This is a genomic window from Methylocystis iwaonis, assembly GCF_027925385.1.
Classification (GTDB): Bacteria; Pseudomonadota; Alphaproteobacteria; order Rhizobiales; family Beijerinckiaceae; genus Methylocystis; species Methylocystis iwaonis.
The window spans coordinates 2,518,627-2,531,699 of record NZ_AP027142.1; the positions used below are offsets into that span (position 1 = coordinate 2,518,627).

Here is a 13,073-nt window from a genome sequence, read left to right on the forward strand (position 1 = left end):
TCTCTGCGTTTACGGCGCGCAAGAGCCTAAACAGACTGATACTACATGTATTGATGCAACCCTTTCATTTATCTCATATTGTGAATTTCTCGGTGCGACCGCGCACAGCTCTGGGGCGCGCGCTCCGCTTAACTCCCTCCCACGCCGCAAGGGCGTCACTAGAAGGAGTTTCCCATGCTGAATTCTGCGATGCTGCGCCGTCTCTTTATCGCCCTGGCGGCTCTCTCGATCACCGCCTTCGCCGCGGGCGACATCTTGGCCCCGGCCGCCGCCGCCGTCTTCCCGTCCTGCACGGGCGAGGAATAGAACCGGGCGGATCGCCCATCTCGCGCCAAGAGCGCGTCCGCCCGCTCAGGCAGCCGTCAACGGCGGCAACATATCGTCGTAACGGTTTCTTGTCGCTCGCGACGCAACGCGGGCGGCGTCGGGAGACAGAAAAACCCGGTTCCTGCCTGCGGCCTTCGCCATGTAAAGCGCTTCATCCGCCGCGCGCATCAACGCCGCCAAACCGGCGGTCCGATCCTGCATCGCCGCAACTCCCGCGCTGACTGTCGCCAATCCATCCGCAAGGGTGGCCGCTTCCTCGGCGAAATCGCACCGAATCCGTTCTGCGGTCGATAAGCCTGTCGATGGTTCGCAGATCAGCAAGGCGGCGAATTCTTCTCCGCCGACCCGAGCCAGCACGCCGCCTGCCGCTTTTGTGTTACGCGCGGCAACATCGGCGAAGCGCCTCAGCACGCGATCGCCCTCGGCGTGTCCGAAACGGTCGTTGATCATCTTGAAGCGGTCGAGATCGAAGACGAGCAGAACCAGAGTCTCAGCTCCACGCGATTTCTCGATGGCGCGTTCCGCAGCAAGATCGAAGGCGCGCCGATTCCCCAAGCCCGTGAGCGGATCGGTCAGCGCCGCAATCTTCTGCCGCGCCGTGGCCCGCACCTTCGAAAGCGCGAGCAGCATGAATCCAAGCACGATCCCGTGGCTCATGCCTTCAGCGGCCATGAATTTGGCGATTGGCGAGTCGTAAACCGACTTCATTGGCGTATCGACAGTCACGAACTGGGCGTAGATCCCCATGAGCGCCATGAAGCAGCCATGGAACGCCGAAAGCGCCGCCGTCGCGCGCGCGATGGTCAGACGCTCCTTGTTGTAAGAGTAGAGCTCATAGGCGATCGAAAACGCATAGGCCGCGGCGATCGTCACGCGCCCATCGATGCGAATGAGAAGCGAGACGTCGGAAAAAGCCAGGATCCAGATGGCGCCGCCGGCTATCGCCGCGACTCTGCTGATCGGTTTTTCGACAAAAACCCGGATCCCCGCCCAAAGCGCGCCCACCCCCCAGAGATTGAGGGCGCCCGCGAGGACGGGAGGGATCGCGGCGAGATCGCTCACCGCATACACCAGCAACGCGCCGCTGTTGAGGAAAAACGCCAGGGACCAGAAGCGGAACTCTCCCGCTCTATCCTCGCGCCAGATGAAATACATGAACGCGCCCAGGAGCGCATAGATGAAGGTGTTGAAGGCAAAAAGCGTCGGTAGCAGAATGCTCATCAGACTCTCGCCAACCTTGCCGATGCACGCGCCTGCAGCCGCCGGCCACGCGAGCGCCTCCATCGCTGTTCTTCCTGGATTCGCGTTACATCACGCGACGTTTCCGCCTCGTCTGCATGACAAGGTTTGGCCGAACCTTAGCCCGCTCTCCGCTCGCAGGAATCGTGCCCGCGATGAGGAAAGCGCGCAGATTCAAAAAGCTGAGCGCACTCATATCGCAAAAGCCTATCGACTTTTGCGGAACGCGTTCGAGCGGCCAGCGCCTCTGCTCCAATTGAGAAGCTTTATACTGCAACATGTTAGCGCGCGCATATTTAATTGTTAATTTAAAGCGTCATTCGTGGTTAGTCGTTCGCAAACAAATCAGAATACGCCGGCCGCTCTCGGATTATTTGTGTCCCGCCAGCCTGGGCGCCTTTGGCAGCGCGATGACCTGCCCGGGGCGTAACCGATTGGGATCGATGTCGGGATTTGCCTGCGCAATGTCCCGCCAGCGCCCGGCGTCATGGAAGAGCTTCTTCGCGACCCCGCGCAAAGTGTCGTTGGCGACGACAGTATAGCTGCTCGGCGCGGCTTCGCCCGAGCCCATCGGCTCCCCGGTTGTTCCTTCGCGGCCTGTGCGGCCGAGGGCCCGCCGCCTGTTTCGGGCTCTGGCTTTGGGGCCTCCACGGGGCCCGTCACGGCGCCTTGCGACGCTTCCCCTCCCGCTGTTTCGATCCCGCTCTCGCCGGGCGCCCAATTACGGATCGCTGTCACAGCGATGACAGCGACCATGGCGCTCGCCATCAGCAAGCCGGCCGCAAGCCGCCCCTTGTTCTCGCCCAGAGACTGTCTCGCTCCTTCGCGCGTCTCCGCGGCCGGCGCGCGGCGAATGAGAGGGCCGTTCTCCACTTCCGTTTTGTGAAGCGCTTCCAAATCGCGAAGCCCCAGCGGGGCGCCACGATCGTCCGTGATCTCGATCGGCGCTTCGGCGCGCGCCTGCAGGGTCTTGACCAGCTCGAGGCATTCGCTGGCGCTTGCGGGTAGATCGCGAGCTCGGTCGGCTCCATGGACAACGACATAGGCCACGACGACCCTCATGGATTTTGGCGGCAACAGTGACCTAGAAGACGGAAGCCAACGAACAAGCGCGATGAAGCCTATCAACTTTTGCGGAATGCGCGCTATCTCGCAGCCGAGCGAGACCAACCCGGCGAGACCGATGCCGCTACAGCCCTCTCCCGCAAAAGCCGAGCCGCTGAGAAGCTTCATGCTCAACTTCGGGCCAGTGCATCCGGCCGCGCATGGCGTGCTTCGGTTGATTTTGGAGCTCGATGGGGAGGTCGTTCTACGGGCGGATCCCCATATCGGCTTTTTGCATCGCGGCACGGAAAAGCTCATGGAGAGCCGGCCCTATTTGCAATCCATTCCCTATTTCGACCGATTGGATTACGTCGCGCCGATGAACCAGGAGCACGCGTTTTGTTTGGCGGTCGAAAAGCTATTGGAGATAACGCCGCCCAAACGCGCGCAGCTCATTCGCGTTCTGTACTGCGAGATCGGCAGGCTGCTGTCGCATCTCCTGAACATCACCACGCAAGCCTCGGATGTCGGCGCACTGACGCCCAATCTCTGGGGCTTCGAGGAACGCGAGAAGCTCATGGTTTTCTATGAGCGGGCCTCCGGCGCGCGGATGCATGCGAATTATTTCCGCTTCGGCGGCGTTCACGAGGATTTGCCCGAAAAGCTTTTGGACGACATCTACGCATTCTGCCCGCCGTTCCTGCAGGTTTGCGACGACCTCGATGAAATTCTCGGTGAGAACCGGGTTTTCAAAGAGCGTAATGTCGGCATTGGCGCGATCACGCTCGACGAAGCATGGGCGTGCGGCTTCTCCGGCGTGATGGTCCGCGCATGCGGCGCGCCCTGGGATCTTCGCAAGGCTCAGCCCTATGAATGCTACGAGGAGCTCGAATTCGACATCCCCGTCGGCGCTAACGGCGATTGCTATGATCGCTACGGCGTGCGGATGGAAGAGATGCGCCAGTCCGTGCGCATCATGACGCAATGTATCGAAAGATTGCAGTCGCCGGAGGGCTATGGCCCCATCATCGTACAGGACGGCAAGATCGCGCCGCCCAGGCGCAACGCCATGAAACGATCCATGGAAGCGACGATCGAGCAGTTCAAGCTCTATTCCGAAGGCATTCACGTTCCAGCCGGCGAGGTTTACGCCGCAGTCGAAGCGCCCAAAGGCGAATTCGGCGTCTATCTTGTCTCGGAAGGCGGCAACCAGCCCTACAGATGTAAGATACGAGCCCCTTCCTTCGCCAACCTCGAAGCCATGGACCGCCTTGCGGCCGGCCATATGCTGGCCGACGTCTCGGCCATCGTCGGCTCGCTGGATATCGTGTTCGGGGAGATCGATCGATAGGCCTTCCATAGACGAGACTCGGCGACTGTGAAGCTGATATGCGAGCGCCGTGATTGCGAGGAGCGAAGCGACGAAGCAATCCAGAGCCGCGATGGCGCTCTGGTTTGCTTCGCCCCGCTCGCAATGACGGACGCCAACCGCAAGCTAACGCTTGCTCATTCGCCGCGCAGCTTCCCTTTTTAGCCAATCCCATGAAGCGACGGCGTGGGGTTGCGCCCATCTTAAAAATGTAACAGCGCTTTTCAGCCCCAAGCGTCCACCGGTTCTCGCCAGCGCGACCGCTTTGTCGAACCAAGGCAGAAACGCGCTCTCGGGCGGAATTTTCGCTCTCACCCAGGCGATCGCATCCTCGATGATCTGCACTAGGGCAAGCGACGCCACGCGCCAGGGGCCCTCATACGGCCCATACTCGATCGTATGGCGCAGACGCGCGATTTCCTCGGCGCGCGCCGCGCTCTTGCGGCGCTCCTCGTCGAGTTCGCGCAAAAGCTCGTTGGCGCGCGCCGCTTCACACTCGGCGCGTTCGTCAATCTCCTTCGCCATTTTGGCGTTGTGTTGGGATTCAACCAGCGCCTCGTCGACCTCTCGCACCGCTTCATCGACCTGCAGCGCCATGGCCTCATATTGCGAAAGCACCGTGTCGCGCTGCTCCATTACGTCGCGCAGAAGCGCCAGCAATTCCTCGCGCCCGAGCTTCTCATGTTCACGCTCGAAGCTACCTTTGGGAGTAGGCTGATCCGACAGCGTCGCCTCCGCGTGATTTCCGCCGGCGTCGCGAGAGCGGCGCCGACCGAAGCAGCTCCTTATCTAATTCAGCCCAATTCGGCTTCCAGGCAGCCCGCGAAGAAGCGAAGCGACGCTTGGTTCTTTCCGGCCTCTCGAGCTTGAACTAGGATGTCGCAAAGTGCGATCCGACGACAAAGGGAGCCGTGAGATGACAAGCTGGGCCAAGATCCTGATGGCAAGCACATGTGTGGGCCTCGCAACGCCATGCGTCGCTCAGGAATCGCCCAAGCAAGTCCTCGCGGCGCATTTGCGCACGCAGGGCTATAAATGCGATGCGCCCAAAAGCGCGACCCGCGACGCCGCCGCGTCCCGGCCAGACGAGGCGGTGTGGATCATAAGGTGCGAAAACGCGCGTTACCGGGTTCGTCTGGTCCCGGATATGGCTGCGAGCGTCGAATCTTTTTAGGCGCGGCCGTGGAATTTAATTCAGATCAGGAATAGGCGGCGCCGGACAGCGCCGCTTGTTTCGAGGCCGCGATTTGCGCCGTGAGCGCATCGTCGAAATCGCGTTGCTCGATACGCAGCGCGCCGACGTCGACGGCTTGCGTTCCGCCGGTCGGGTAAATGCGGCGGATGGCGCTCATTGCGGCGCGATCACATAAAAAGCGCACTTCGGCGGCCGACATGCCTTCGGCCGCTTGGGCGAGCGCGTCGAGATCGACGCGTTCGTCGACCGGCTTTTTGCGCAAATGCACCGCAAGAATGGCGGCGCGCGCCGCGAGATCGGGCCGCGTCACCTCCAAGTGGAAATCGAGCCTGCCCGGCCGGAGCAACGCGTCGTCGATAATATCGAGACGGTTCGTCGCGCCGATCACCCAAACCTGCTTCAACGTCTCGACGCCATCGAGCTCGGTGAGCAACTGGCTCACGACGCGGTCCGTTACCGGTGACCGGCCGTCCAGGCCACGTTTGGGCGCGAGGGAGTCGATTTCGTCCAGAAACACCACGCAAGGCGCCGCATGACGCGCGCGCGCAAAAAGCTCGCGGACGGCCAATTCGGACTCGCCGATATATTTCGACAAGAGTTCGGGCCCCTTCACGGAAATGAAGTTCAAATTGCTCTGAGAGGCGAGCGCTTTCGCAATCAGCGTCTTTCCGTTTCCGGGCGGGCCATAGAGCAATATCCCGCGCGGCGGCTGCAAGCCGATCGCCTCGAAGAGCTGCGGCTGGCTCACCGGCCAGGCGATCGCTTCCTTCAACGCTTCCTTGATGGAGTCGAGTCCCCCGACATCCTGCCATTCGACATTGGGCGTCTCCACCGCCACTTCGCGCAAGCCGGAGGGCGACACCTCGCTCATCGCTTCGGCGAAATCCGCCATAATAACTTCCAGCGTCATCAGCGCGTCATAGGCCATGGGGCTGTCCCCCAGCGTCAATGCGGGAAGCTGGCGACGCAGCGCCGCCATGGCCGCCTCCCGGCAAAGCGCATTCAAATCGGCGCCAGTGAATCCATGCGTCGTCGCTGCGAGATCAGCAAGATCGATATCGATCCCAAGCGGCATGCCCCGCGCGTAAATCTCGAGGATTTCGCGCCGCGCCTGCTCATTGGGAATGCCGATGGCGATCTCCCTGTCGAACCTTCCGGGCCGGCGCAATGCGGGATCGAGGCTGTTGGGACGGTTCGTCGCCGCCATGACGATAACGTCGCCACGGCTCTTCAACCCGTCCATGAGCGCGAGCAACTGGGCGACGACGCGCTTTTCCACTTCGCCTTCCACCCGCTCCCGTTTGGGAGCCAGGGAATCGATTTCATCGAAAAAAATGATGCAGGGCGCGCGCTTTTGCGCATCCTCGAAAATCTTACGCAGTCGCGCCTCGCTCTCGCCGTAGAACTTTTGAATGATTTCGGGCCCGCTGACGTAAATGAAATCCGCGTCCGACTCGTTTGCGACCGCGCGCCCCAGAAGCGTCTTGCCGCAACCGGGAAGGCCATGCAGCAAAACGCCTTTCGGCGGCGTTATGCCGAGCCGCTCGAAGAGTTCTGGATGAAGCAGCGGCAGCTCCACCATCTCGCGGATCTTCGCGACCTCGCGCTCCATGCCGCCCAAATCGTCGTAAGTGATGATGTCATCGGACTCCGAGGGCGCGGCGGAAGAAGAGGACGTCGACCGCGGGCGCTCCAACGACAGCAACGTATCCGGGTGAACGATGACGGGCCCATCCGGCTCCGTTCGGCCGACGAGGAAATCACGATGCGTTCCGCCGAAAAGCGCGATCCGCACACGGTCGCCGGTGCGGATGGCGAGACCATCCAGCCGGCGCGCGGTATGTTCGATTTCGTCTTCGTGCAAAGCCCCGGCGCCGAGCGGAGTCACCACGAGCTTTTGCGCGATCGCGTGAGCAACCTTTCGGATCGTGACCATTTGGCCCAGCGCCACACCGGCGTTGGTGCGGCACACGCCGTCGAGCTGAATAAGATGCTGCCCTCTCTGTTCCTTGAAGGTCGGCATCGCCTTGGCGACGGTCTTCCCCCGGCCCGCAATTTCGAGAACTTCTCCCGGAGCGGCGCCAATCTGACGCAATGTCTCCGGATCGAGCCGCGCCACGCCGCGCCCAACATCTTCACGCCGCGCCTCGACCACGGTGAGACGCAGGATTCCGTCGCCTTGCTTGGCTTTCTCGATCATGGGACGCTCGCCTCACATTCCGGGTTGTTCCTGGCCGTGCGGCAAATCGCTTCGGATCGCCACATAGTCGACTTTGATGCGCGCTGGCAGAAATCGGGCGACCCGATGCAGCGCGCCGATGAAAAGGACTCCGACCTCCGCCTCGCCGAGCGTCTGATCGATGCGTTCGGCGATAAAGCGGTCGCGGGCGTCGAGAAGCGCCGAAGCCTTTGCGTCCGTCCGATCCGGCGATTGCATGAGCTTATATTCATCGACCAGCAGCGCCGGCGATTCTGTGCCCATGAGAGTCGCGCCGCCCCGCATGAGGCTTTCGAGAAGTTGATGGTTGGGACTTCCCTGCGCCGCAAGGTCCATCACCAATTCACTCTCCTTATCGCAGACCGGCAGGCTGTCCTGGTAGAGCTTGACGCGCGGGAGATCGAGGCGCAACGCCTTGATCGCCTCTGCGATGGAGCGCCAAATCGCGTCGAAGGCCGCACAGCGCTCCGCCCATTTGGCGGCGCCATGGCGGGCGATGAATGCGGCCTTATATGCGGGCGCGGCGGCGCCCATCTCAGCCATGCTGTGAAGGACAGGCACGTAGATCAATCGCGCCATGACACAACGCGCTCCCCTGACGCACGCAACGCTAGGATTGCTTGGCGAGCCGCACTTCGAGAACGCCATTTCGCAGATTGAGTTGCGGAGCGTTCCCCGCAAGCTTTTCCTCGATGAAGGTTTCCTTGCGATAGAGCCGCACGCCCGATTTCGCTTCGAGAAGCAGAATGTCGCCGTCGAGAATGCAGCGAATATCCTCGCGCTCGACGCCTGGAAGCTCGAAAAGGAACACCAGCTCGTTTCCTTCGTCGAACATATCCGTCACCGGTTCGAGCATCTCGACAGTCGTTCGTTTCGCCGCGCGGCGCCGCGGTTGTTCCGGCGCCGGCGCCTCTTCCTCCGCCGCCACGCGCCCTTCGGCCGCCTCGCGAAGCGTGCGCGCGGCGAACGAATATTCCATCACGCGACCATCCTTTTCATGGCGGCCCCGTCGCGGAAGATTGTCGAAGTCGGCCAGCACATTGAACAGGTTCGACAGGCCCCGCGCGATCTTCTCGAGCCCGGCGACGCCGGTGACGTCTTCGTTGTCGTTTCGGTCTTTCCGCGTCATGGATGCGCCTCCCCTGCTTTGCTTGGCGCCGCGACAAGGGCGCAAAGCGCCTCCTCCAGCCTTTCCATTCGCTGCTCGATCGCGCCGAGCTTGGCCTCGCCGTCCGACGCGCCGAGGCGGGCGCCATTGTGGTTCCACCAATCGAGCCCGAGCTCGCGCGCCTTGTCGACCGAGCAGACCACGAGCCTCAACTGAATAGTGAGGAGCTCGACCTCGACCAGCTTGATGGAAATATCGCCGGCGACCACGACGCCTTTGTCGAGAATGCGCTCCAACAAATCCGCGAGATTGGTGCTATCGACCGAATGCGTGATGGGTTGATGCATCGTTGACATGAACGGTCCTTTCACGGCGCGCTGTCGGAGACGCCAAACTGCAGCGAAAGCTCTCTCTCCGAGAAGCCGAATTGCCGTTGCAGACGCGTGATTTCCTGCGCCTGCGCGAAAAGCGCGGCGCCCAGTCGCTCGATCTGCGCATCCGACAGGCGTCCCCCTTCCATCCGCCGCACCGCCTGGCGTTCGAGGACATCATGAAGAACCCGCACGAGCGTCAGCACGAGGCGCAGAAGACCATCGGCGGTCGAGCGGCCGGAGCCCTCCGGCTTTCGCTCGAGTGCAGTCGCGATGCGATCCTCTTGCGGCAATTGAATTGGATCGGCGGGAGATACGCTCCGCGGCGCGTGAGGTTCCGTGAGTGCGCCGGACGGCGTCGCGGACGCGGGAGGCAATTTTGGTTCGATGACCGATTGCGCCGGAGCGCCGTCCGGCCAAATCGTGTCGACGGCCCCGAGCAAGAGTCTCACGTCGAGAAAGATGAGGTCCACGTCGGCAAGACCAATGGTCAGATTGCCTTGCGCCGAGACGCCGCGATGCAGCAGGCGATCGAGCGCTTCCGAGAGCGAGAGATCGCGCTGCGGCGCACTCAAATTAGCCATGCCGCGCTCAGGAATTGACATCGGCGCCGCCCTTCCCTTGCAGGCTATCGAGCCGCGTCAGTAATTTTCCCTCCCGCGCGTCGAACTCCGCTTCGGTCAGCGCGCCAGTTTCGAGCGCACGGTAAAGTTCCGATAGCTCCGCCATGATGGCGCGCTCCTCCGCCTCCCGCTCCTGCCGCGCGGCTTCGTCGATCTTTTCCAAAACGAACAGCAGCCCACGCATCGGGGCGGCGAGCAAATCATCGATCAGCAGCATGGCGCCGCCCCTTTCGATCTGAATCCGGTGGGTTTGGCCCAAAGTTCGCCCTGCGCGTCGCATTTCCCGATCTGACCTTGAAAATCTTGCTCAGAACGAAGCCGACGCTTTTGGTCACGATCTTCACGGCGTCATCGAGGATGAACATCGCCCTAACCCTCGTGCGGCGCAAATTGCACGAAATTATGCGGCGGCCATGGGCCGGCGATGTTGAACGCAATATCTTCCTCGATCTCCGCCGCCGAGGCCTGCACAGCCCGCTCGAAATCCTCTAACCTTGCCCTGGGAACGAGCGCGGCCAAATTCGCAATCTCTCTATCGTTGCGAACCGGCAAAGAGACGACTTCGAGGCAGGCGTCGCCCAAGACCGAGATCACCTGAGCCGATTGCGCTTCCCGATAGCGCCGAAACGCCTCGTCTACCATTTGACCCAGACGCACTCTGGCCTCATGCGACGGCGGGCGGCTGCCGACATAGGTTCGGTCACGAGCGGCCTGCAACGCCGGGTGGCGCGCAACCAGATAAGCGATGGGATCGGCGGCTTCGATATTCAGCCGCACGCCCATTTCCACAGCGCCGGAAACTCTTTCCAACTGGCTGACGAGCCGGTCGCGCTGCCCGTCGAGAAACCGCCTCAGATCGTTTTCCGATTTCGCGATTGTGCCGAAGGCCATCGGCAGGAGATCGAATTTCGCGTTGAGCGCGGTGAGCACGCGCTGCGCTGCGGCGAGATTGCGCCTTTCGGCCCGCAGAGCGCCCACGGGACAATCGCTAACGATCGCGTTCAAGGGGCCCGAGCCCACAAGAAAGGTCGTACGATCGAGAACGCCCTGCAGGGGCGGCGGATCGTTGTCGTTGCTCGTCACCGCATAGACATAGAGGCCCATCGATCTTCCTCCCCCGCCAACGACCCGAAGTCACGAACCAACGAAATAAGAAAGGATTCAAATCTCTTCTTCTTCGATATGACCATAGGCCCGGACCGTTAAATCCTCGTCGAGCTCGACGGAGTAAGTTTCTCTTTCGAGCACTTCTTGCGTCAGCGGCAAGCCGAGCATCTTCACTTCGAGGTTCGGCACGAGAATTTCGGCTTCGGCGCTCCAACCGCCGTCGCCGTGCCGGATCGGCGCGATCTTGGTGATGCGCAGTTCCTTTGCGCCGAGTTCGGTCGTGAGAAACTGTTGAACAGCCGCACGGGCGCCCGACAATTTACCGCCGAAAGGCGCCGCGGGCGCTGCAGGCGCCGGTTTCGTTTTGGGCGCCGAGGACGCGGGAGGCGGCGGCGCTGGAGGCGGCGGCGCGGCGTTGGAGGAACTCTGTTCGGAGCCGATGTGAGTCTTAGGCGGCATTGGATCATTCTCCGTGAACTGGCGTTGAACCTGCGCCACTCAATAAGTGAAGGAAAAGCGCTTCGACGCCTGCCGCATGCCGATCGGCGACTTGCGAACCGCTGCGACGGGATGGGCCGGCGGCGCCGTTCCATTCATCTTTGCCGTAATTTCCCCGATTTCCTTGTCGATTTCGCGAAATCTCGCCTGTATGGCGTCAGAACGGTCGGTCGCCGCTCGCAGCTCCATCGAGCGCCGCGCGCGTTCGAGTTCGAGGAAGCTCATCCGCAGATAGGCCTTGTGCGCGGGGACGCTTTTGTCGTTGCGCCCGGTCAAGGTTCGCAGATCGTTCAGGCCGCGGGACGGCTGTCGATGCATCGCCATGTCGCCTTCTCCCAGCTCAAAAATGCACAGAGTGATTGGCCGGGCCTTGCGCATGCATGCGCTGCGCGCGTTCGAGCGCTTCCAGCTCGAATTGCAGCAACAGCTCGTCGACGACGTCGGCCGTAAATTCTGCGGGCTTGGCGGAATTTTGAGACCCGCGACCAAGGATATCCCGGCACGCCCAGCGGAAGACCGGATTGGAGACGCTGGCCTCGCCGCCGCGCGCCGCCAGCACGCGGGCGATGGCGATCGATGCGCGCAAGGTCGGATAATGCGGGTCCGATCCCTGACGGCGGCACAAGCGAACGAAGTCGACCACCTTTTCCGCGCGCGCCTGATCGACTCCGCCTTTTTTCGCAGCAATCGCAACCTCGGTATCGCGGTCATAGTGATCGAAATAAAGTGTGATCATGCGATCGAGCAAAGCGTCCTGCGCGCGATAGACGCCCGCATATTCAACTGGATTCGACGTGAAGATGGCGCGAAAATGTGGATGCACCTTGATGTATCCCTCGCCGCGCCCATGCAGACCCGGAACATTGAGGACCCCTTCCGACAATATGCTCAGGAAGGGGTTGTTCGCCTCCGGCTTGCTACGGTTGAACTCGTCATAAATGATCGTATGACCGAGACGGCAGGCGGTGGTGATGCGATTGTCGGTCCACAGCGCGCGTCCCTCTTCCTGCAGCTTCACGACGGAAGAAATATAGTTATCGACCACGCGCGATCTGCGATATCCGCTCTCGCGTCCGATCAGATCGGAGCTGCCGAACTCGTGATCGCCATGGAGCAAGATGCTCGGACGGCCGAGCTGCGCAGCGACATGAAACGCCAGCGTGGTTTTGCCGCTGCCCGCCGGCCCCGAAAAATGCACGGCATATCCGGCGTCGAGATAGGCGAGCGCACGATCCGCAATCTCCTGAACCGCCGGCGAGCTGACGAAAGCGTCGCTCGGTCCGAGCGCGATGGAGCCGTCGTCGTCGGAGAAATCCTCGGCGTCCTGACCTAGGCTGGCGAGTGCTATCGCGCTCATGACGTGACCTTTCCAAAAATGCGCTGAACTGCCGTGCGCGTTCGCGTGGCGGAGATGAGAAGAGGAAGCCAGATGGCTGTTGGCGCCGTGGCTTCCGAATTCGGTTGGAGGGCCCGCACTCCCTTAATGGTGAGCGGACGCTTTTCCGTGCCAGATCGCAGCGGCGTGCTTGCGGTCGCGCGCATATTCCGAGAAAGAGCGGTGCAAGGACGACGCTCGATCGTGATTGGCCGTCGCGAAGGATGCGAGAAGGGCGGCGACGCCGTTCGTCAGATCGCGCATGAACGCATCGGCCTTTTCGTGATAGGCTTTGCTTTCGCGTGCGCGGTTCGACTTCAGACCATTCAGAGTCGCGCGGACTTCATTGCTGCGCGCCACCGTCGCTCTTCGGAGCTGCGCCGCCTGGTCGCGACCCGATCTGATCCTCGCGGCCTTCAGATTGTCCAGAAGCGCCTCGATGTCCTTGTGGCGATTTATTGCGGCGTCCTTGATCCGTTCGGCAAGCTCTTCCCGTGAGTGCCGGCCCGAGTCGATGCCGCTTTTGACGCGCGAATATCCTTCCGACAACTTCGCCATGATCCAATCCTCCATCAGAAGTTTCCAAACTGCTGGAAGGG

Annotated in this window: 16 protein-coding genes; 2 read left to right on the forward strand and 14 right to left on the reverse strand. The window is 61.7% G+C overall.

Annotated features, from left to right (window positions below; translation table 11 throughout):
• Nucleotides 1–174: 174 nt before the first annotated feature.
• Nucleotides 175–306: a hypothetical protein gene (locus QMG84_RS12255; RefSeq protein ID WP_281928173.1), complete on the forward strand. Its 132-nt coding sequence runs from the start codon at nucleotides 175–177 to the stop codon at nucleotides 304–306.
• Between the two features lie 45 nt (nucleotides 307–351).
• Here QMG84_RS12255 and QMG84_RS12260 read toward each other — a convergent pair whose 3' ends face one another.
• Nucleotides 352–1,611: a GGDEF domain-containing protein gene (locus QMG84_RS12260; RefSeq protein ID WP_281928174.1), complete on the reverse strand. Its 1,260-nt coding sequence runs from the start codon at nucleotides 1,609–1,611 to the stop codon at nucleotides 352–354.
• A 325-nt stretch (nucleotides 1,612–1,936) separates the two neighbouring features.
• Nucleotides 1,937–2,137, reverse strand: coding sequence for a LysM peptidoglycan-binding domain-containing protein (locus tag QMG84_RS12265; protein WP_246744919.1), 201 nt, complete (start codon nucleotides 2,135–2,137; stop codon nucleotides 1,937–1,939).
• 612 nt (nucleotides 2,138–2,749) lie between these two features.
• On the opposite strand from QMG84_RS12265, the gene QMG84_RS12270 reads away from it, so the two are divergent.
• Entirely contained in the window at nucleotides 2,750–3,961 is a 1,212-nt protein-coding gene (locus tag QMG84_RS12270; RefSeq protein ID WP_281928175.1) for an NADH-quinone oxidoreductase subunit D, read from the forward strand.
• A gap of 144 nt (nucleotides 3,962–4,105) precedes the next feature.
• On the opposite strand, the gene QMG84_RS12275 is transcribed toward QMG84_RS12270, so the two are convergent.
• From QMG84_RS12275 to QMG84_RS12330, 12 genes are all read right to left on the reverse strand, one after another.
• Nucleotides 4,106–4,639, reverse strand: a complete 534-nt coding sequence (locus QMG84_RS12275) for a hypothetical protein (RefSeq protein ID WP_281928177.1) — start codon at nucleotides 4,637–4,639, stop codon at nucleotides 4,106–4,108.
• A 539-nt stretch (nucleotides 4,640–5,178) separates the two neighbouring features.
• A complete protein-coding gene (locus QMG84_RS12280; RefSeq protein ID WP_281928179.1) occupies nucleotides 5,179–7,374 on the reverse strand; it encodes a CDC48 family AAA ATPase in 2,196 nt (731 codons plus the stop codon).
• Nucleotides 7,375–7,386: 12 nt separating this feature from the next.
• The gene (locus tag QMG84_RS12285; RefSeq protein WP_281928180.1) at nucleotides 7,387–7,971 is read right to left on the reverse strand and encodes a hypothetical protein; all 585 of its coding nucleotides are present in this window, start codon (nucleotides 7,969–7,971) and stop codon (nucleotides 7,387–7,389) included.
• A 31-nt stretch (nucleotides 7,972–8,002) separates the two neighbouring features.
• Entirely contained in the window at nucleotides 8,003–8,521 is a 519-nt protein-coding gene (locus tag QMG84_RS12290) for an Hsp20/alpha crystallin family protein (protein WP_281928182.1), read from the reverse strand.
• Nucleotides 8,518–8,856 (reverse strand): gas vesicle protein, encoded by a 339-nt coding sequence (locus QMG84_RS12295; RefSeq protein ID WP_202073468.1) that lies wholly within the window; start codon nucleotides 8,854–8,856, stop codon nucleotides 8,518–8,520. The genes QMG84_RS12290 and QMG84_RS12295 overlap by 4 nt, the downstream gene beginning before the upstream one ends.
• Nucleotides 8,857–8,867: 11 nt before the next feature.
• Nucleotides 8,868–9,455 (reverse strand): gas vesicle protein GvpJ, encoded by a 588-nt coding sequence (gvpJ, locus tag QMG84_RS12300; RefSeq protein WP_281928185.1) that lies wholly within the window; start codon nucleotides 9,453–9,455, stop codon nucleotides 8,868–8,870.
• Between the two features lie 7 nt (nucleotides 9,456–9,462).
• Complete coding sequence (locus QMG84_RS12305) at nucleotides 9,463–9,711, reverse strand: gas vesicle protein GvpG (RefSeq protein ID WP_281928186.1); 249 nt, start codon at nucleotides 9,709–9,711, stop codon at nucleotides 9,463–9,465.
• A 152-nt stretch (nucleotides 9,712–9,863) separates the two neighbouring features.
• On the reverse strand, nucleotides 9,864–10,598 hold the full coding sequence (locus QMG84_RS12310) for a GvpL/GvpF family gas vesicle protein (protein WP_281928188.1): 735 nt from the start codon (nucleotides 10,596–10,598) through the stop codon (nucleotides 9,864–9,866).
• A gap of 57 nt (nucleotides 10,599–10,655) precedes the next feature.
• Nucleotides 10,656–11,060 (reverse strand): hypothetical protein, encoded by a 405-nt coding sequence (locus QMG84_RS12315; RefSeq protein ID WP_281928190.1) that lies wholly within the window; start codon nucleotides 11,058–11,060, stop codon nucleotides 10,656–10,658.
• Between the two features lie 39 nt (nucleotides 11,061–11,099).
• On the reverse strand, nucleotides 11,100–11,423 hold the full coding sequence (locus QMG84_RS12320; protein WP_202073473.1) for a hypothetical protein: 324 nt from the start codon (nucleotides 11,421–11,423) through the stop codon (nucleotides 11,100–11,102).
• A 16-nt stretch (nucleotides 11,424–11,439) separates the two neighbouring features.
• Complete coding sequence (gene gvpN / locus QMG84_RS12325) at nucleotides 11,440–12,456, reverse strand: gas vesicle protein GvpN (protein ID WP_202073474.1); 1,017 nt, start codon at nucleotides 12,454–12,456, stop codon at nucleotides 11,440–11,442.
• 123 nt (nucleotides 12,457–12,579) lie between these two features.
• Entirely contained in the window at nucleotides 12,580–13,032 is a 453-nt protein-coding gene (locus QMG84_RS12330; protein WP_281928193.1) for a hypothetical protein, read from the reverse strand.
• Between the last annotated feature and the right edge of the window lie 41 nt (nucleotides 13,033–13,073).